The sequence below is a fragment of the Janibacter sp. RAF52 genome, assembly GCF_052114035.1.
Classification (GTDB): Bacteria; Actinomycetota; Actinomycetes; order Actinomycetales; family Dermatophilaceae; genus Janibacter; species Janibacter hoylei.
The window spans coordinates 221953-241762 of the sequence record NZ_JBFRDY010000005.1 but is presented as its reverse complement, the minus strand read 5'-3'; the positions used below and the strand labels follow the sequence as shown (position 1 = coordinate 241762).

Below are 19810 nucleotides of genomic sequence, written 5' to 3'. Positions count from 1 at the left end.
AGCGGCAGCGATCCAAACGGCCCCGACCGGGCGCACCCCTCTCGGTTCAGACCGCGACACCTACCTGCAGCCAGTCCTGCGTGATCGCGGCAACAAGACCGCCACGGAGCGCTGCAAAAACCCCGCCACCAAGCGAACGAAGCCACACGCCTGGTCAACACCTCCACGTGGGAGTCCGCCGACGACATGCAGAAGGTGCTCGACATGGGCGTCGTCGAGGGCTCGACGTCCGCGGTCAGCCAGCTCGACGCGCTGCTCGCCGCCTGAGCGCGGCCGACGGTTCACCCACCGTTCGCCCGGGGGACCCGTGAGGGTCGCCCCGGGCGAACACCTGCTTGCTGGACTGCGGGCGTCCCCTCGACCGATCCCAGGAGTCCCCATGTCCACCCCCGCCCCCATCGACCGCCGCACCCTGCTCGGCGGCTCCGCCGGCGCCCTCGGGCTGCTCGTCGCCGGCAGCTCGGCCCCCTTCGCCGCGCACGCCACCGCCGCGCAGACCACCCGCCTGGCCGCCGGCTACGGCCCCCTTCGTCCCGCCGGTGAGCTGCTCGCCCTGCCGGAGGGCTTCAGCTACACGGTCCTCGCCGAGTCCGGCACGACCACGGTCGGCGGCTACGCCGTGGCCGGCAGCCAGGACGCGATGGGTGCCTTCGCCCGTGCCGGCGGCGGCTCGACGATCGTCTGCAACCACGAGATCGGTGGTGCCGACGACGGCGCCGTCCCGCACGTCGACGGACTGGTCTACGACCGCGGGGCGAAGGGGGGAACCTCCACCCTCGTCGTGGACGCCGACAACACCGTGCTCGAGCACTACACCTCCGTGGCCGGCACCGTCGACAACTGCGCCGGCGGCATCACGCCGTGGGGCACGTGGCTGACCTGCGAGGAGACCGACGAGCGCGCCGGCACCCACGAGGACGACGGCGTCACCTACACCTTCGAGCAGGACCACGGCTACGTCTTCGAGGTCGACCCGACCAGCCAGGCGGCCAACATCGGCAAGGCCAACATCCCGCTGAAGTTCCTCGGGCGCTTCGAGCACGAGGCCGCCGTCGTCGAGGAGGCGACCGGCCGGATCTACCTCACCGAGGACGCCGACGAGCCCAACGGGCTCTTCTACCGCTGGACCCCGCCCGCCGGCTACCGCCAGGGCAAGGGCGCACTCCACGCGCTCGCGGCCGACGGCGCCGTCGAGGTCGGCACCCTCGAGGCGCTCGTCGCCTTCGAGCGCAACGGCGCCCACGTCACTGACCTGTCGAAGGCGACGAAGACCAACACCACCTACACCGTGCGCTGGGTCGAGGTCCCCGACCGTGACGCCCGGGAGACCCCGATTCGCGAGCAGCTCGCCGACGACCAGGTGACCCGCGCGCGCAAGCTCGAGGGGCAGTGGTGGGGCGACGGCGGCGTCTACGTCGTCTCGAGCTATGCCCGCAGCGACGACGGCTCGCTCCACGAGCACGACGGCCAGGTGTGGTTCTTCGACCCCCGCAAGCAGACGATCACGCTCACGACGATCTTCGCAGTCAACGAGGACGGCGCCGGCGTCGACGGCCCGGACAACATCACCGTCTCGCCACACGGTGGGCTCGTCCTCGCCGAGGACGGCGAGGGCGCCTCGCAGCTCATCGGCGTCACCGACCAGGGCACGGCCTACCGTCTCGCGCTCAACCTCGTCGACGACAGCGAGTGGGCCGGCCCGACCTTCGACGCCGCGGGCACGACCCTCTTCGCCAACATCCAGGGCGACCCCGGTCGCACCTTTGCGATCACCGGGCCGTGGGGTCGTCCGTCCAACGCGCGGGAGTCGGCTCGCGGCTGACCCCCCTTCGCGCTCAGCAAGAGAAACCCGCGGTTCGCAAGAGTTTCAAACCCTTGCGAACCGCGGGTTTCTCGGGTCACCCGGAAATCGTGGGGTCGATGGGGTGCCAGGGCCGGTCCGGTCGCGTCTCGACCGGGCTGGCCCCCACCCGCACCCCGTAGACCGGGGGCGGCCCGGGCTCGGCGACGCCGAGGTACCCGTGGCCGGTGAGCCGGCACCACGCCGGCAGGTCGATGGGCGCCACCGGGTCGGTCGTGCTCAGGTGCACGATGCTGCCGGCGGGCAGGTCGGCGACCCGCGCACGCAGCAGGATGAGTAGCCGCGCGCACGACAGGTCCCCGCCGTCGATCCGCGCGACGGGCTCGTCGGGTGCGTGCACTCAGCCGATGGCGGAGCGAAGGGCGGCGACGACCCGCTCGTCGTCGGGCGCCACCTGCGGGCTGAAGCGCGCCACGGGCGTGCCGTCGGCGTCGATGACGAACTTCTCGAAGTTCCACCGGATGTCGCCACTCTCGCCCCCTTCGTCCGGGGTGTCGACCAGGCCCGCGTAGACGGCGTGGCGACCTGGGCCGTTGACCTCGACCTTTTCGCTCATGGGGAAGGTCACGCCGTAGGTGGCGGAGCAGAACTCGGCGATCTCCTCGGCCGTGCCCGGCTCCTGCCCGCCGAATTGGTTGCACGGCAGCCCGACGACGGTGAACCCTTGCGCGGCGTACTCCTCGTGCAGCGCCTCGAGCGCGGTGTACTGGGGGGTCAGGCCGCACTTGCTGGCGACGTTGACGAGCAGCGCCGGCCGGCCGCCGGTGAGGTCGCGCAGCGTGCCGGGGGTGCCGTCGAGGCGGGCGAGGGGGGCGTCGAGGAGGCTCATGACTCGACGATATGCCCGTCCCTCGGTCCCCGGGTGGGCGGGGCGAAGGGGGACGGCTGCGCCCGCCGAAGTCCTGCCTGGTCCGCTGGTGCCGTTGCCGTTCTCGACTTCGGCTTGATGTGCGCAGCCATCCCCTTCGCCCCGCCCCCTGCCGCCTGCGGCCGTGTGTCCGTCCTCCGCTCCCTGAGGAGTGAGGCCGTCCACGGCCGACTGTCCCCCCGCTCCCTGAGGAGTGAGGCCGTCCACGGCCGACTGCCCCCCGCTCCCTGAGGAGTGAGGCCGTCCACGGCCGACTGCCCCCCGCTCCCTGAGGAGTGAGGCCGTCCACGGCCGAGCGTCTCGAAGGGAGGGGCCCTTCGAGACGGGCCCGGGGGGCCCTCCTCAGGGGCCCTTCGAGACGGGCCCGGGGGGCCCTCCTCAGGGGCCCTTCGAGACGGGCTCGGGGGGCCCTCCTCAGGGGCCCTTCGAGACGGGCCCAGGGGGCCCTCCTCAGGGACCGATGCGGCCGTAGGCTCGGGCCATGCCTGCGCTCGCCGCCCTCGTGGTCGTCACTCTGGTCCACCTGGCCGCGCAGGGCGTCGCTCCGGGGGGTGTGCTCGCCGACCTCACCCAGGTGCTGCTCATGCCCGTGCTCGCGTGGCTGCTGTGGACCACCACCCCGGACCCGAAGTCGCAGCTCGCGCGTCTGGCCCTCGCCGCGCTCGGCCTCTCGTGGCTCGGCGACACGCTCCCGCGGTTCTTCGACGACGGCAGCGACGCCGGCTTCTGGGCGATGGTGATCCCCTTCCTGCTCGCGCAGATCGCCTACGTCGCAGCCTTCCTGCCCTTCGTCGACCGGAGCATCGCGCGCACCCGACCGGTCCTCGTCGCCCCCTATGTCGTGGCGATGCTCGCCGTGCTGGTCTTCACCGCACCGCGCACGGGAGCGATCTGGCCGGTCCTCGTCTACGGGGCGGCCATCGTCACCATGGCCGTCCTCGCGACCGGGCTCGACCGGGTCGCGACGGTCGGCGCCGTGGTTTTCCTCGTCTCCGACGGGCTCATCGCGCTGCGCACCTTCGGTGGGGTCGAGCTGCCGCTCCACAGCGTGCTCGTCATGCTCACCTATGTGTTCGCCCAGTTCCTCCTCGTCGCCTCGATCGCGCACCACGACCGGGCGGCCCGACCGCTGCGGGGCTGAGTGCGCAGCCACCGCGTCGCCGACATCGCCGAGCAGGCCGGCCTGTCCGAGGCCACCGTCGACCGGGTCCTCCACGGTCGGCCGGGTGCCAGTCCCCGCGCCGTCCGCGCGGTGGAGCAGGCGGTCGCCGAGCTCGACCGGCAGGCGAGCGCCCTGCGCCTGGGGGCTCGCTCGCTCGTCCTCGACGTCGTCATGCAGGCTCCCGACCGCTTCAGCGGAGAGGTCACGGCGGCGCTGGAGTCCCAGCTGAGCGGGCTGCGGCCGGCCGCCGTGCGCGCCCGCTACCACCTGCGGGAGTCGGGCACGGTCGAGGACGTCGTCGCCACGCTCGAGGGCATCGGGCGAAGGGGGCGGACCAGCCACGGCGTGCTCCTCAAGGTCCCCGACGAGCCGGCCGTGGCGGCCGCGATCGACGACCTCGCCGACCGCGGGATCCCCGCGATCACCCTCGTCACCGACGTGCACGGATCGCGGCGCATCGCCTATGCCGGGCCGGACCACGTCTCGGCCGGCCGCACCGCCGCGCACCTCGTGCAGCACTGGGGCAGAGGCGATCTCGCGAGCGTCCTCGTCACGCTGAGCCGCTCCTCCTTCGTCGGGGAGCGGACCCGGGTCGAGGCCTTCGTCGAGCAGATGAGCGCCACCGCACCGCACGTCGAGGTGCGCCGGGTCGCCGATGCCGACGGGCTCGACGCTGCGACCGCGGCCGTCGTCGCCGCCGAGCTCGAGGACGTCACGGCACCCCTCGGGGTGTACTCCGTCGGAGGCGCCAACCGGGCGATCCTCGCGACGCTCCGCGCGAAGGGGGTCCCCCCTTCGGTCTACGTCGGGCACGACCTCGACGCCGACAACCTCGGGCTGCTGCGCACGGGCGAGATCGACCTCGTGCTCCACCACGACCTGCGCGAGGACGCGCGCGCCGCGATCACCGCTGTGCTCCAGCACCACCGGCTCGTCCCGGGGGCGCCAACCTCACTCGCGTCGGGGGTGCAGGTCGTCACCCGGCACAACATCCCCGCGCGGATGGTCCGGGGGTCGGCGTGAGGCACGAGGGCTACCTGCCGGGCAGCAGCGGCTACCGGCGGATCGTCTGGTCGCTCTTCGCCGCGGGACTCGCGACCTTCACCCTGCTGTACTCGACGCAGGCACTGCTGCCGGACCTGCGGCGCGACTTCGACGTCTCGACGGGTGCCTCGACCCTCAGCGTGTCGCTGGCGATGTTCGGCATCGGCGCCGGGTTGCTCATCGCCGGTCCGCTCTCCGACGTCGTCGGACGCACCCGCCTGATCCACCTATCGCTCGGGGCCTCGGTCGTCATCGGCTTCGCCTCGGCGCTCGCGCCGACCTGGGAGGCGCTGCTCGCGCTGCGCTTTGCGGACGGCTTCGCGCTCGCCGGGCTGCCCGCGGTCGCGACGGCCTACCTGCGCGAGGAGCTGCACCCCTCGAGCCAGGGGCGCGCCGCCGGGCTCTACGTCGGGGGCACGGCCTTCGGCGGGATGTCGGGCCGACTCGTCTCCGGATTCGGCGCGGAGCTGGGCAGCGGGTGGCGCTGGGGTATCGCGGCAACAGTGCTCGTCGGCCTGGCGTGCGCGGTCCTCGTGCGGTTCGCGCTGCCGGTCTCGCGGGGCTTCGAGCCGGCGCCGGGCAACCCGCGTGCGCTGGCGGCGATGACCCGACGGGCCCTGTCGGACCCGGCGCTGCTCGCCCTCTACGCCATCGGCGGCTGCTCGCTCGGGGCGATGGTCGCGCTCTTCAACACCATCGGCTTCCGGCTGGCGGATCCCCCCTTCGCGCTGGGGATCGGTGCGGCGAGCCTCGTCTTCCTCGTCTACCCGCTGGGCACGGTGAGCTCGACGTGGTTCGGCGACCTCGCCGACCGTCACGGCCGGCGCACGGTCATCCCGATCGGGGCGGCCGTCGCGATCGTCGGCGCGCTGCTCACGCTGCCCGACGTGCTGCCGCTCGTCGTCGCCGGGATGGGCCTGCTCGTCGTCGGCTTCTTCGCGGTGCACGGCATCGCGAGCGGCTGGGTGCCGCTGCGGGCCCACCTCGGCGGGACGAGCGCCGGCCAGGCGGCCTCGCTGTACCTCTTCACGTACTACCTCGGGTCCGCGGTCTTCGGCACCGCCTCCGGCGCCGCGTGGACGCGCGCCGGGTGGGCGGGGTCGGTAGCCCTCTCGGTGGCGCTGCTCGTGCTCGTCATGGCATTGACCGCGCTGCTGCGACGCACGCCGTCGCTCGCGCCCGGGCTGCGCTGACCGGCCCGGGAGTCCGCACCTCCGCGGCTACTCGTCCGCCGGGTCCTCGGCCGGCGTGCTCACCATGAGGCAGGTGCCGATGGTCACCGCGGCGGCGACGGCCAGCATGACGAAGGCTGCCTGCACGCCCGAGGTGCGCTCCGCCGTCGTCGGGTCGGCGCCCGCGACGAGCGTCATGACGGCGATGCTCGTCGCCGTGCCGGCCGCCCCGAAGACCTGCTGGGAGGAGCCGAGCAGCGCGGAGCCGTGCGCGTGCAGGGAGTGCGGCAGCGAGCCCAGGCCCGCGGTGAAGAGCGGGGTGAAGAGCAGGGCGAGCGAGAGGCTGAGCAGCACGTGCAGGATGAGCACGGTCCACATGCCGACGTGCGGCAGCAGCACGGCGAAGAGCGTCAGCGACAGGGTCATGCCGACCGCGCCGGGGACGACGAGGGGTCGGGCGCCGATGCGGTCGTAGAGCCGTCCGATCGACGGCCCGAGCAGGCCCATGGCCAGGCCGCCCGGGATGAGCAGCAGCCCGGTCTCGAGGGTGCTCAGGCCGAGCCCGCGCTGCAGGTGGATCGGCAGCAGGATGACCGAGCTGATGAGTGCGGCGAAGCCGAGGCACATCGTGACGAAGGCGCCCGTGAAGCTGCGGTGGCGGAAGGCCCGCAGGTCCATGAGCGGGTCGCCGGTGCGGGCGAGGGTCAGCTGTCGCCAGGCGAAGACCGCGAGGGCGAGGGCTGCGATGCCGGCCGCGAGGAGGGGGTCGACGACGGGCTCGGGAGCGGGACCCCCTTCGCCGCCGTGGCCGCCACCGAGGCCCGAGAGGCCGTAGACGATGCCGCCGAAGCCGACGACCGCCAGGGCGACGCTCGGCAGGTCGAGGCGGCTGTCCTCGCGCTCGCCGGTGTCGGGCAGCAGGCGCAGGCCGAGGGCGAGGGAGGCCGCGGCGATCGGCAGCACGGCGATGAAGATCAGGCGCCACGTGCCGAGCTCGAGCAGGACCCCGGAGACGGCCGGGCCCATCGCGGGGGCGACGGCGATGACGAGCGAGACATTGCCCATCGTGCGGCCGCGGTCGGCGACGGGCACGAGGTCCATGAGGGTGGTCATGAGCAGCGGGATCATCACCGCGGTGCCGCCCGCCTGCACGACGCGGGCGGCGACGAGCACCTCGAAGCTCGGGGCGGCCGCGGCGATCGTCGTGCCGACGGTGAAGAGACCCATCGCCAAGGCGAAGGTGCGCCGCGTCGCCAGTCGACGCATGAGCCAGCCGGTCATCGGGATGACGACGGCCATCGTCAGCATGAAGGCGGTCGTCAGCCACTGCGCCGACGTCTCGGTGACGTGGAAGTCGTCCATGAGCCGCGGGATGGCGTTGTTCATGATCGTCTCGTTGAGGATCACGACGAAGGTGGCCACCGTCAGCACGCGCAGGATCAGCGTCGTCTGGGCAGGGGTGGTCACGGGGTGCGGCGCCGCCGCGGTGGTGGGCATGTCCTCCATGGTCCGCCAGGCCACCGACAGCGGCCAAATGCTCTTGACCGCGAAGGGCGTGTCCCTGTCGGTCCGCAGGAGGAGACTGGGTGGCATGTGCCGAAACATCCGACAGCTGCACAACTTCGATCCCCCGGCCACGACTGACGAGGTGCGCGCCGCCTCCCTCCAGTACGTGCGCAAGGTGAGCGGGTCGACGAAGCCGAGCCAGGCCAACCAGGCCGCCTTCGACGAGGCCGTCGAGGAGATCGCCCAGGTGACCCAGCACCTGCTCGACCACCTCGTGACGAATGCCCCGCCGAAGGACCGCGAGCTCGAGGCGGAGAAGGCCCGGGAGCGGGCCCGCATCCGCTACGGGCGCACCGGCTGACCGCCGGGCGCTCCGAGCTTGCGCGAAGGGGGTCATCTGTGGCCTCGGGCGTGTCGTTGCCTGTGGATTGCCGGTCGACATTTTTTTGCGGGTCCACACGCTCCGCGCCGCATCGTCGCAGGTCAGAGGGGGTGTCGCCGTCGGGGTGTGAGGGAGATCCACAGACTTGTCCACGGACTGTGCACAGTGCCATGGCGCGTCGTCCACACCCCGTCCACAGCACTGTCCACAGGGCCGTTTGGCGTTGTCGGCGACGGGTGCGACCCTGCTCTGACGTCCCCTCGACGGGGCGTGCGGACCCCCCTTCGTCGGGGTCCGGGGCAGGCACACGGAGGGCGACGCGGTGACGACGACTGACATGGGCGCGAGGAGCTACGGGGACACCGACGGCTACGCGTCCGGTCCGCCCTCCGACCGGCTCCCGCCGCAGGACGTCGGCGCCGAGCAGTCCGTCCTCGGCGGCATGCTGCTGTCCAAGGATGCGATCGCCGACGTCGGTGAGGCGGTGCGCGGGCACGACTTCTACCGGCCGGCGCACGAGCTGATCTTCGACGCGGTCATCGACCTCTACAGCCGCGGCGAGCCGGCCGACGCGATCACGGTCGCCGACGAGCTGAGCAAGCGCGGCGACCTGCAGCGCGCGGGCGGGCAGGCGTACCTGCACGACCTCATCCAGTCGGTGCCGACCGCGGCCAACGCCGGGTACTACGCGCAGATCGTCGCCGAGCGGGCGGTGCTGCGGCGCCTCGTCGAGGCCGGGACCAAGATCGTCCAGATGGGTTACGCCCAGGGCGGCGGCGACGTCGAGGACATCGTCAACCAGGCTCAGGCCGAGGTCTACACCGTCGCGGAGAAGCGTGGCGGCGAGGACTACGCCCCCCTGTGGGACACGCTCAACGAGACGATGACCGAGATCGAGGTCGCCGCCGGTCGCACCGACGAGATGACCGGTGTGCCGACGGGCTTCACCGACCTCGACGAGCTGACGCACGGTCTGCACCCGGGCCAGATGGTCGTCATCGCGGCCAGGCCGGCCATCGGCAAGGCGCTCGCCCTCGACACCCCGCTGCCCACACCGACAGGCTGGACGACCATGGGCGAGGTCGCCGTCGGTGACCAGCTCATCGACGCCGAGGGCCGGGCGACGACTGTCGTCGCCGCGACGGAGGTCATGACCGACCGCCCCTGTTATGAGGTCGAGTTCTCGGACGGCTCGGTGATCGTTGCGGATGCGCAGCATCAGTGGCTGACGGACACCCGCGCGTCGCGCAAGTCCTTCCAGGCCGCCCGCGACGGGCGCAACGGCACGAAGAACCAGCGCACCTTCGCCGAGGTCCGCACCACCGAGGAGATCGCGGCCACCATCCGCACCGCGACCAAGGACGCGCGCCTCAACCACTCTGTCGCGCTGGCCCAGCCGCTCGAGCTGCCCGCGGCGGATCTTGCGCTCTCGCCCTACGTCCTCGGTGCCTGGCTCGGAGACGGCACCAGCGACTGCGCGATGTTCACCACCGACGACCCCGAGATCGTCACCTACCTGGAGGGCCAGGGGCTCGTGGTGACGAAGACCAGCGCGGCCATGCGCTACTCCCTCCGGCTGCCCGTCGAGGACGTGGCGGTGCGAGAGTGCGTGGTCTGCGGTTCCGAGTTCGTCCCGCACACGTCACAGGTGAAGACGTGCGGTCGCTCGTGCGGTGGCAAGTCGAAGGGGACGCCCCGCATGGCGGACCCCACGTGCCCCGACTGCGGTCGTCCGTCGTCGGGCAGGCGGCGGTGCCAGGAGTGCCACAACGACCACGGCACGGTGCAGGCGCTGCTGCGCAAGATCGGTGTGCTCGGCGACAAGCACATCCCGATGGACTACCTCAGGGCGTCCGAGGAGCAGCGGCGCGCGCTCCTGGCGGGCCTGCTCGACACTGATGGCACGGTCACCAACGTCGGGTGCGTCCAGTTCACCTCGACCTCGGCACGGTTGATGGGGGATGTGCGCGACCTCGTGGCCGGGCTGGGCTACCGCTTCGGGGTCAGCGAAAAGGCCGTCCATGGTCGCAGCCAGGAGTCGTCGACCGTTTACACCCTGACCTTCAGCGCGGACGAGGACGTCTTCTGGCTCGAGCGCAAGGCGATTCGCCACAAGGATCTGCGGTCGCGCGCCTTCCAGCGGCGCAACTCCCGATTCATCACGGACGTGCGTCGCATCGAGTCGGTGCCGGTGCGCTGCGTCGAGGTCGACAACCCGGCGCACCTCTACCTGGCTGGCCGGTCGATGATCCCGACGCACAACTCGACGCTGGGCGTGGACATCGCCCGCGCGGCCGCGATCCACCACCAGATGGCGACCGCGATCTTTTCCCTCGAGATGAGCCGCAGCGAGATCACCATGCGTGTGCTCGCCGCGGAGGCGAGCATCCAGCTGCAGCACCTGCGCCGCGGCAAGATGAGCGACCCCGACTGGCGCAAGCTCTCCCGCGTCGTCGGCCGGATCAGCGACAGCCCGCTCTACATCGACGACTCACCCAACCTCGCGCTCATGGAGATCCGCGCCAAGGCGCGGCGCCTCAAGCAGCAGCACAACCTCAAGCTCATCGTCATCGACTACCTGCAGCTGATGACCTCCGGCAAGAAGGTCGAGTCCCGCCAGCAGGAGGTCTCCGAGTTCTCCCGTGCGCTCAAGCTCCTGGCCAAGGAGCTGCAGGTCCCGGTCATCGCGATCTCGCAGCTGAACCGTGGCCCCGAGCAGCGCACCGACAAGCGTCCGGCGATGAGTGACCTGAGAGAGAGTGGCTCGATCGAGCAGGATGCTGACCTCGTGATCCTGCTCCACCGCGACCGCGACCCCGGGTCCGAGCGCGAAGGGGAGGCCGACGTCATCGTGGCCAAGCACCGAAACGGCCCGACCGCCGACATCGTCCTCGGCTTCCAGGGTCACTACGCTCGCTTCTCAAACCTGGCGAAAGACTCGGGTGGGTTCTAACTGTAGAGAGGGGGCCTAGTTTGTACAAACGGCTCTGTACATTGTTTACGGGCAATTGCGGCGTGTCGTTAGGCGTTTCGCCTACGGCGTGGTACTGGAGCGCCAGCGTTCGGTAGTGTCGCTGTGCAGACAAAGTTCGAGGGCGTCCCGTTGGCCCGGGACGCCCTCGTGAACAACTACCTGATCCCTTGGCTGGGTGGCAGGAGGAGTCGTTGTGTCCACTGTAGATGTTGCGGTGCCGGAAACTCAATCTTCGGACCCGGAGTGGTCCTTCGCTGTGGAAGGACAGGTCGTCTCTGGCTGGGACTGGGGTGCTGGACCTCCAGATGTGCGGCAGCTGGGGTCGGTCCGCAAGGTTCGCTCCTCGACGTACTCGCGGAATGTTCCGGTGCATGCCTTCTCGATGACAATCGGGGACGATCTGACACTGGAGTCGGGCCTGGAGCATCAGTTGATGATGATGCTCGATCGGGACCAGAACGTCGCGTGCCTTGTGGCCCAGCCCTTCCTCCTTCGGTGGTCACCGAGGAAGTCGCACTATCCCGACCTGCTCAGCGTGCGCGTCGACGGGTCGGTGACGGTGTGGGATGCGCGCCCGGCCGAGTTACAGGACATCGACTTCAACTGGAAGGTCGAGAAGACTGCTGAGGCGTGCACCACCCGCGGGTGGAGGCACCGGGTCTTTCCCGGACTCTCTGGCGCGGAGGAGGTCAACCTGCGGTGGCTGTCGATGGCCCGCAGACAGCAGCCGTGGATGCCAGCCGCGACGGCACGCCTACGCGAAATCACCCACGGCGCCGGCGTGACCTTCGGGGACATCGCCGCAGCCGATGAGGGCGGCTATCTGTTGTCGACACTGTGGCACCTGGCTTGGCGGGGCGACGTCGAGTTGGACCTTGCCGACCGGTGGAGCGAAGACACTCCCGTGGTCTGGGCGGGACGGTCGTGAGCGCGCGAGTCGCGCTGCACGACGGCGCGACCATCCAAGGTGAAGATGGCCGCCCGCTGCTGGTGGTGGGTGTCCGCCCGCTGAGCGTGCGCGTCGAGACCATCCACGGCGAAGTTCTCGACATTCGGTTCGAGGACCTCGAGGTGGCCGTGGGGATGCTCGATGGCCGCGTTGACGCCGTGGCGGGGCCCTTCCGGCACAAGTTCGAGAGCGTCCGCGAGGCCGCGCGCCAGTTGGCGCTCGACCGCGAGGAGATCGTCCTGACCGTCGAGACGGGCTTCGCGCGGGGACATCGTGCCTTGGCGCGCGAGGGTGAGCCATTCTGGCCGTTCGATCCGGCAGACGGAATCTCGCTGGCTCGCAAGCTCTCGGCAATGGTCGAGCAGCTGGCAGCCGAGGACGATCAGGATCGTCAGGCTCGTCGTGACCGTGAGGCAGGCCGCTCGACGCGGCCAGGTCGGATCGGGTCCCCGACGGCCAACGCCATCCGGAACTGGCACCGGGACTACTTCGGGGAACCGGGGGGACTGTTCGAGCTGGTCGATGGCCGCAGCCGGAAGGGTCGGTCGCAGTTCGCCTCGTTGGACGAAGAGATCAAGGACGTGTGTCGCCAGGTCGTGGCCCGGTTCGACGGGACGGAGTCCGCGAAGCGGCAGAAGGACATCTACCGGCAGGTCCTGGGCAAGCTCACTGCCGACGGCTTCGTGATTGAAGAGCTGCCCCGGGACACTCTGCGCAGGTACATCGCTCACGTGGTCAAGCCGCTGGGGCGCACGACGCGGGCCCACAAGACGAACAAGCTGCGGACCACTGCCTCGTATTCGTCCTTCGCGACGGTCGGTGTGGGGCAGGTGGTGGCGATCGATGTCACCCGCGCGGACAACTTCTGCTTCGACCCGTTCACCGGGTCCGCGGTCAGCGTGGAGGTGATGACGGCGATCGACCTGGCCAGCCGGGTGATCGTGGGGACGAGGGTCTTCCCCCGCAGCCCGACCGGGTTCGAGGCCGGCCTGCTGCTGGTCGACATCCTGCGGCCCTACAGCCTGGCGGTGGATCCGGCCCGGGTGGATGACTGGCGGTGGGCCGGGGTCCCGGAGCACATCGGGTTGTTCCCGCATGCACTGGCCGAAGCCGAGCGCATCGATGGGCTCGCGGACCGGCCGTTGGTCAGTGAGCACGGCATCCCCGGTGTACTGCCGGATGCGATCCGAGCGGATCGGGGCAGCATTTTCACCGGGACCCATTTTCGGGCGTTGTGTCGCCAGTTCGGGATCAACTTGCTGCTCTCCCGTGGTGCGCACCCGACCGACAACGCGGTCATGGAGCGCTTCTGGGAGACCCTGCAGGCCTGTTTCCAGGCCGCGCCTGGGTACAAGGGCCACAACGTATCCGAGCGGGGCTCGAAGGTCGGGCGTATCACCTTGGACAAGGCCGGTCAGCCGGTCTTCCACGGCGGTGCCCCGGCGCTGACGCCGCGGGAACTGGAGCGGCACATCCGGGAGTGGATCGCCACGACGTATCACCGCAGCCCGCACTCCAGCCTGGTGCTGGCCGACAAGAGCATCACCGCCGAGGACGCCCGGATGCGGCTGACCCCACTGGACGTCTACGACAGCCTGATGGCCGCCCAGGGGCGCATCCACGTGCTCCAGCGTGCGGACCTGATCTACGACGCGATGCCCATCCGGTGGGGCCAGATCGGCGCAAACGGCGTCGAGTTCGACGACTTGTACTACGACTGCCGAGAGCTGGATGAGTTCCGCAACGTGCGGGACTGGACCTTCCGCTCGCCCGACCAGGCCGGGCACACCGGGGATCAGCGTCACCGGGCGGGGCCGAAGGCGGCACCGTTCTACTACGACCCGCGGGATGTCTCGGCGTACTGGCTGCGTCACCCCGACTCCGGGGGGATCATCCGGGTGCCCTGGCGCCGTGAGCACGAACTGCGGGCGCCGATGACAGAGGTGACCTTGCGTCACGCCAAAGGCCTGATGAAGAGGCGCGGCTCCTACAGGGATCTTTCCCGCGACGGGATCGAGGAAGAGGTCTTGACCACCCTGAACGCCACCGACGGGTACGACCGGCTGCGGGGGGATCCAGAGTTGGCGGACTGGCACGGCAACATGCTCACCGCCGCCGCCATGCGCTCGGGTCAGTCCAAGCACGACCACAGTGAGGCCGCCTCCGCCGCGGGCGGCCGCACGCCATCGACCGGCGGGACGCCACGCCCGCGGTCGCGCCCCATGCCGCCGGCGAAGACGGCCCGGGAGCCTTGGGAGACCGACGCTGCCGACTGGTCTGACTTGGAGGACCAGGAATGAAAGCCGAACTGCTGCACTCCTTGGCCTTCACCCCAGCAATCGGGCCGCCACCGCCGATCACCACCCAGGACGCGACCGGCATGTCCCACCAGGAGCGACGTGCCCGCGCCGCCGAGGTACGCCGGTACTTGGCCGGCCACTACTTCGACTCCGAACGCGACCGCGGCATCCGACAACGCCTGACCGCCCTGATCGAGGGCAACGCGCAGTCGCTGACCGGCACCAAGGACGTGGCGATCGTGACCGGCGACAACGTCCTGGGGAAGTCCACGATGCTCTACCAGGTGGCCTTCGACGCGCATCGGCGCTTAGTTGCCCCGCACACCGACCCGCATGCTCGTCCCGTGAACACGGCCCGTTCCGTCACCGGACGCAGGGTCGAGAGGCTCGAGGTTGATCACGTCCCCGTGCTCTTCCTGTCTCTGGCGGCCGGCACAACGGTGGCGAAATTCAACGCCCAGATCGTCCAGGCCCTGGGTTACCCGCCTGGTGTCGAGAAGCGCGTGCGCTACCTCGACCTGCTGGAACGTCACGGGGTGCGCCTGCTGATCGTTGATGACCTGCATCTGCTGAAGACCTCCCTGAAGCTGGGTCGGGAGGCGCTGGACCACCTCAAGGCCGTGGTCACCGCCGTCGGCGAGCTTGGTGCCACCGTCATCCTCGCTGGCGCGAACCTGCACACCCACCCGGTTATGGACGACCCGCAGGTGACCGGCCGGGCCTACGAGGTCCCCGTCGCGCCCTACACCGGCACCACCAAGGCCGACCGGCTGGCCTTCCGACAGTTCCTGCGCGAGTGTGCGACGCACGCCCAGCCCTACCTACCGGCAGGTCAACCCGAGCACATCTGGAACCAACTGCCACACCTCTGGCTCGAACGCAGCGCCGGCTACCACCGTGACCTGCTCCAACTATTGCGCGACGCTACGACTGCTGCCATCGAGGACGGAACCTGGGCCATCACCGAGAAGCACCTCACGGGCGTCACTCTCGCCGCACGAGCGGAACGACGAAACGCAGACGCTGCCCGGCCGCGAGCCACCGTCCCGGGCAGTGCCCCTTCGGTTACGGCTGACCCAAGGTCAGGAGCCTCGGCATGACCGGGCCTGCGCAGCCTCCGCTGCCAGCGCGTCCACACCTGCAACCGGGCGAGGACCTCGCCGCCTTCATGGCCCGCGCCGCCATCGCGAACCACACCACCGTCCGCGAGCTCACCGGACTGCAGGCCCACTCACGGGTGTGGGAAGACCCCCCGAGAGACCTTCTACACCGTGTCACGACACTGACCGCCACGACCGTGGATACGTTGAAGACAGCGACCCTGCGTGGCGCCTACCCGAGCGCTGCGCCGGAACGAGCCCGCACCGGCCGCCGGTATGCCGGTCAACCCGCCACTTGCCCCCAATGCCAGGTCGCGACCGTGGCCGCACGACTGAACATCGTCGTGCTGTGCCCCAACTGCGGATGCTTCCTACGCGACGCCTACTTCCCGCACCCCAGCCATTCGGGACCCGATCTGGACGCTGTCCACCGCGAAGTGCAGGTGGCTCTTTCCGCTGCTGCCGACTCCCATCGTGCCCGAGACCGCTTGACCAGGGTCGAGTCTTTGATGGCAGGTCTTGAGCATGCGCTGTGGACCAACTGGCCCCCACGTCTGCCCGGCGAGTCCACGCATTGGCGTGAGTCCGTGGTGGATTTCCTGTGCTGGGGGCTGCAACCAGGGCGGGTCGTCGCCCGGCCCCCGTACGTCACCGCGACGACCTTGGCGTTGACCTGGACCGCGTCCGCCACCGAGGCCGCCTCCCGTGACCTCGCCGACCAGATCGCCATCATGGGCGACCCGTGGTTGCCCTCCCCGGATCTGGTGCCGCGATGGCCCGACGCCGACACCGGGTGCGACGCCACGCTCGCCCTGATCTTGGACTACGGCGTCCAGGTCGTGCACATCCCTACCATCATGCGCCGCAGCGACGACCCCATCGTCCTGCCCGAAGCGGCCCGCACGGTCCGCACCGCCGAGGCCGTAGCCCTGACGGCACTGGTCGGCCAAGCCCGGGATAACTACCTCGCCATCCCCGACATCCACAGACTGCACGCAGCCACCATCAACTCGCGCGTGGCCCGGCTCGCCGAGGACCTCACAGAGGACGTGGACACTTATCGCCGCCTGGCGACCTATTTGGCCTTCCTCCGCAACGAAGGGCTGCCGCTTCTGGCGGAGCGTCGCCAAACCCTGCGCCACGTCCGGTCGATTCCACGGGGCGTCGTCGAGGACTTGCCCGCAGCTGCTGCGCACACGCCCGACGCCCGCAGCGTCGCGGCCGCATGGGTCTGGCTTGATGCAACTCTCGGACGGCCTGCTGGCGGGCCACATGCCCATATGGCCCCTTCCATACTGCTGGCCTTTGACCATGACCTGAACCCCGAAGGCCGGATGCTCCTACGCGAGTGGTGGCAGCAGTACCTGCAAGTCAGCGCAACGACCGTCCTCGACGGGTCCTTCGCGCGACCGGTCCATGAGCACGGTGAGCGTCATGTCTCCTGACCACAGCCGTAGCCTGACTGTCTTGCCGACGCGCCCGACCCTGCACGCCGGACAAGCCTTGGACTGCTACCTCGAGCACGCCGCCGACGCCAACCACATCCCCCCGGCCACGGTCATGCGCGCCGTCACCGACGCCACCGATACCACCCGCTACCTGCTGCTGCGCCCCACACCCCGCACCCTCGAGGTCCTCTCTGGCCTGACCGGCCAGTCCACGGCGTCGTTGACCGCCGCAACGCTCGCCGCCGTCGACGGGACGCTTATCGACCTGTCCGGTCTGGACCCGCATCACCAAGCCAGCTACCGCACCGTTGCCGCCCGAGGCTGGGCACCCGGCCAGGGAACCCAGGCCTGCCCCCGCTGCCTCGCCGAGACCGGAACCTGGGACATCTCCTGGCGCCTAACGACCAGCACCGTCTGTCTTCGACACGGCTCCTACCTGCTCTCGACCTGCCCGGGCTGTCAGCGACCCTTCCGCGCCACCAGATCCACCCTTCTGCGCCCGATCGGCGCCAAGACCCGCTGCGGCAACGCCCTCGGCCGACGCGGCCACTACTGCCCTACAGACCTCGCCGCGCTCCCGGTGGAAGCGGCGGACCCCGGATGCGTCGACCGACAAACGCGAACTCAGGCTCAGTTCCCGGCGATGCGAGCACCCCGTGTCTTCGGCGAAGATACGACGGCGCGCCAGTTCCTTGAAGACGTCCACGGTCTGACCACCTTGCTGCTTCACATCGCCACCATCAGCCCCGGCCTGCCGTCCGGGTGGGCAGCTCAGGTTCATGACGCGACCCATGCCCGACACCGGGCGCCCCGATGGGGCCTACGCCTACCGGCGGACATCCCCACCCGATCCCGGGCGCTGACCACAGCCACCGATATCCTCACCAGCTCCGACCTCGAGGAAGCAGTCACGCGCTTCACTCCTTGGGCCGAGGAGATACCGCACACTCCGGACGGCCTCCTGGGCTGGGCCGCCGATCACACCCGGCACACGGCCGGCACGACCCGCCTGATTATGGCCACTCACGCCCCCCGTCGGCGCCTCTCTCGACTCCTCGACACAACGCCCCCGCTGAGAGTCTCCACACGGCAGATTCCCCAAGTCCTGCCCCGCACGCTCTACGAGGCGCACCTGGTCGGTCTGTTCACCTCCCGAGCCAAGACCATCCGGCTATTCGCCTCCCTGTCGATGGCCCGCACCCACCCCGGCATCACTACCTGGGCCGACGCCGCCCGTGCGCTGGAACTTCCGGCTGACCTTGGATCGCGGTGCGCCGCAGCCGCCGTGGCGAGCCAGACCGCTGCACCCTCCACCGTCCTCGCCGCCATAACCGCTGCTGCCGGCCGTCTCGAGGGCCACGACTACCGCGCCCTAGAAGACCAGGTCCGTGCCCTCACCGCATCTACCTCGTGGTTCACGTCCTGGGCGCGACGAGACAGACCCGGAACCAGGGCGGCGAGCCATCCCCTGGCCATGCAGTGGCTGTGGACACGTGTGGCCCATGCTCACCCAGCGGTGGCGCCCCATGCAGACCCGGCCCGAGCGCGGAGATTCGCCGCAACTCTCACTCCCGAGCAACAGACCAGCCTGCGCCATGCCTTCGAGCCCCGCATCCCCTCCCACAGACCGGGAGACCCGGTGAGCACCAGTTCCCCCGCCATGAGCGCGGACGCCGCCAACAAAAACCTGCTGGACTGACGGCCATGCCAGAGACCACCCTCAACTTCGGAGACGATGACCGGCCATGCCAGAGACCACCCTCAACTTCGGAGACCCCGACGAGTTCCTCGGCGCCCAGCAGATCAAGGACTTTTGCGCGAGCGTCGACGCTGCGTCCTCTCGTCAGCTAGCTTCGGTTCACGACGACCGTGATGGCTTCCAAGACCGCCTCTTTCGCGACTACGGCGCAGGGTTTGAGGCGATGGACCTCGTGCACTCCGCTGCCGCCGAAGCCGCACAGTGGGCCAAGATCAGGGTCCATCGCTCGATGGTGGACGACCCCGACGAAGAATTTGAAGTGTTCTACGCCGTGCTGCACGGCTGTTGTGCCCGGGCGCTGTCCGCCTATGCCGAAACGGCTGCCCTGCTCCGGGGAGGCTTCCCTAACGGGGCACTCACCCGAGCGAGGTTTCTGCACGAACTGCTCATCACCCTGGGGGTTCTCGCCGAGCATGGCCGCCCCGACGGGAAGCATCCAGAACTTATCAACCGATACCTGGACCACCGCGACATATTCCTGCCATCCACGGTGAAAGACCTCCTCGCTACACAGGTGGGAGATGTCGGAAGCGTCCTCGACGAGGATGTACTGGCTCTGATCGATCAGAATCATCGTGCGCTCCTCGACACGTACGGCAAATCCTTCCGGCAAATGTGGGGATGGGCAGCGCCTCTCTTTCCCGACTGGAAGAAGGCGATCAGCACGAGGATGCTCGGGGAACTGGTCTTCCCCGAAGGTCACTTCTTCTACGTCCTCACCAGCGAACACGTTCACGCTGGTTCCGAAGGCCTCCACAATGTGGTCAGCACCCGTGAGCACGAATCAGTCCTCCTTGCGGGCGCGACCAACCGCGACCTCGCCTTGCCCGCCGAACTCGCCACGGCGTTCCTCGTCGGCATCGTCGAGTACGTGGTCCCCGCGCGCATCGAGGCGGACGGAGTAGTCGACGACACAGGTGCTTCGCTCCTTGTCGGGGTAAGACATCTGAGTGAAGCCGTCAGCCGTGAGATGGGTCGGGGTGAGGACACCGTGACGAACGCGGAAGCCGTGTTCCAAGACGAACTGCGCCGCGGGTTAGCCGCCAACCGAAATCGGCGGGGCGATGCTCTCAGTGCCGCGCTCCGCGCAGCACATCGCCTAGTGCGACGACTGCGGCGCAGGTTGTGACTCTCAATTGCGTCTCCAGCCCGTGATTCGTCGCTGGCAGCCGACACCATGCGCCGATGTCTCTCGACCCAGGCCGCCTGCTTGCCCTCGATCGCTGCGCAACATGTCACGGTGCGGGCGCGATCCAGGCCCGCAGGGCGTCCAGATGGGCCCTCT

At 69.8% G+C, this 19810-nt stretch carries 15 protein-coding genes; 12 read left to right on the top strand and 3 right to left on the bottom strand.

All coding sequences use genetic code 11. The features are described 5' to 3' along the window. Positions 1-379: 379 nt before the first annotated feature. A complete protein-coding gene (locus AB4Y78_RS09195) occupies positions 380-1822 on the top strand; it encodes a PhoX family protein (RefSeq protein ID WP_259909120.1) in 1443 nt (480 codons plus the stop codon). Positions 1823-1898: 76 nt separating this feature from the next. Here the strand turns inward: AB4Y78_RS09195 and AB4Y78_RS09190 are convergent, their stop codons facing one another. Next, positions 1899-2201, bottom strand: a complete 303-nt coding sequence (locus AB4Y78_RS09190; RefSeq protein ID WP_282071942.1) for a sulfurtransferase TusA family protein — start codon at positions 2199-2201, stop codon at positions 1899-1901. Beyond that, complete coding sequence (locus tag AB4Y78_RS09185; RefSeq protein WP_441715645.1) at positions 2202-2690, bottom strand: glutathione peroxidase; 489 nt, start codon at positions 2688-2690, stop codon at positions 2202-2204. Positions 2691-3210: 520 nt separating this feature from the next. On the opposite strand from AB4Y78_RS09185, the gene AB4Y78_RS09180 reads away from it, so the two are divergent. The 3 genes from AB4Y78_RS09180 to AB4Y78_RS09170 are packed head-to-tail and all read left to right on the top strand — an operon-like array spanning position 3211 to position 6128. Beyond that, complete coding sequence (locus AB4Y78_RS09180; RefSeq protein ID WP_441715647.1) at positions 3211-3870, top strand: lysoplasmalogenase family protein; 660 nt, start codon at positions 3211-3213, stop codon at positions 3868-3870. After that, positions 3871-4914 carry a LacI family DNA-binding transcriptional regulator gene (locus AB4Y78_RS09175; RefSeq protein WP_441715649.1) on the top strand — a complete coding sequence of 348 codons (1044 nt, stop codon included), beginning with the start codon at positions 3871-3873 and terminating at the stop codon, positions 4912-4914. Then, positions 4911-6128 carry an MFS transporter gene (locus AB4Y78_RS09170; RefSeq protein WP_441715651.1) on the top strand — a complete coding sequence of 406 codons (1218 nt, stop codon included), beginning with the start codon at positions 4911-4913 and terminating at the stop codon, positions 6126-6128. Before AB4Y78_RS09175 ends, AB4Y78_RS09170 begins: the two co-directional genes overlap by 4 nt. Before the next feature lie 27 nt (positions 6129-6155). On the opposite strand, the gene AB4Y78_RS09165 is transcribed toward AB4Y78_RS09170, so the two are convergent. Beyond that, complete coding sequence (locus AB4Y78_RS09165) at positions 6156-7604, bottom strand: DHA2 family efflux MFS transporter permease subunit (RefSeq protein WP_441715653.1); 1449 nt, start codon at positions 7602-7604, stop codon at positions 6156-6158. Between the two features lie 94 nt (positions 7605-7698). On the opposite strand from AB4Y78_RS09165, the gene AB4Y78_RS09160 reads away from it, so the two are divergent. From AB4Y78_RS09160 to AB4Y78_RS09125, 8 genes are all read left to right on the top strand, one after another. Continuing rightward, positions 7699-7974, top strand: a complete 276-nt coding sequence (locus tag AB4Y78_RS09160; RefSeq protein WP_259909113.1) for a DUF2277 domain-containing protein — start codon at positions 7699-7701, stop codon at positions 7972-7974. A 358-nt stretch (positions 7975-8332) separates the two neighbouring features. After that, positions 8333-10948: a replicative DNA helicase gene (dnaB, locus tag AB4Y78_RS09155; protein WP_259909189.1), complete on the top strand. Its 2616-nt coding sequence runs from the start codon at positions 8333-8335 to the stop codon at positions 10946-10948. 277 nt (positions 10949-11225) lie between these two features. Next, positions 11226-11897: a TnsA-like heteromeric transposase endonuclease subunit gene (locus tag AB4Y78_RS09150; RefSeq protein ID WP_335589216.1), complete on the top strand. Its 672-nt coding sequence runs from the start codon at positions 11226-11228 to the stop codon at positions 11895-11897. Next, positions 11894-14218: a DDE-type integrase/transposase/recombinase gene (locus tag AB4Y78_RS09145; protein ID WP_072625966.1), complete on the top strand. Its 2325-nt coding sequence runs from the start codon at positions 11894-11896 to the stop codon at positions 14216-14218. The genes AB4Y78_RS09150 and AB4Y78_RS09145 overlap by 4 nt, the downstream gene beginning before the upstream one ends. Further along, entirely contained in the window at positions 14215-15318 is a 1104-nt protein-coding gene (locus AB4Y78_RS09140; protein WP_072625965.1) for a TniB family NTP-binding protein, read from the top strand. The genes AB4Y78_RS09145 and AB4Y78_RS09140 overlap by 4 nt, the downstream gene beginning before the upstream one ends. Continuing rightward, positions 15315-16763 carry a TniQ family protein gene (locus AB4Y78_RS09135; protein ID WP_072625964.1) on the top strand — a complete coding sequence of 483 codons (1449 nt, stop codon included), beginning with the start codon at positions 15315-15317 and terminating at the stop codon, positions 16761-16763. The genes AB4Y78_RS09140 and AB4Y78_RS09135 overlap by 4 nt, the downstream gene beginning before the upstream one ends. Further along, positions 16753-18465, top strand: a complete 1713-nt coding sequence (locus AB4Y78_RS09130) for a TniQ family protein (RefSeq protein ID WP_441737063.1) — start codon at positions 16753-16755, stop codon at positions 18463-18465. Before AB4Y78_RS09135 ends, AB4Y78_RS09130 begins: the two co-directional genes overlap by 11 nt. Positions 18466-18511: 46 nt before the next feature. Beyond that, entirely contained in the window at positions 18512-19654 is a 1143-nt protein-coding gene (locus AB4Y78_RS09125) for a DUF5677 domain-containing protein (RefSeq protein ID WP_072625962.1), read from the top strand. Positions 19655-19810 lie beyond the last annotated feature (156 nt).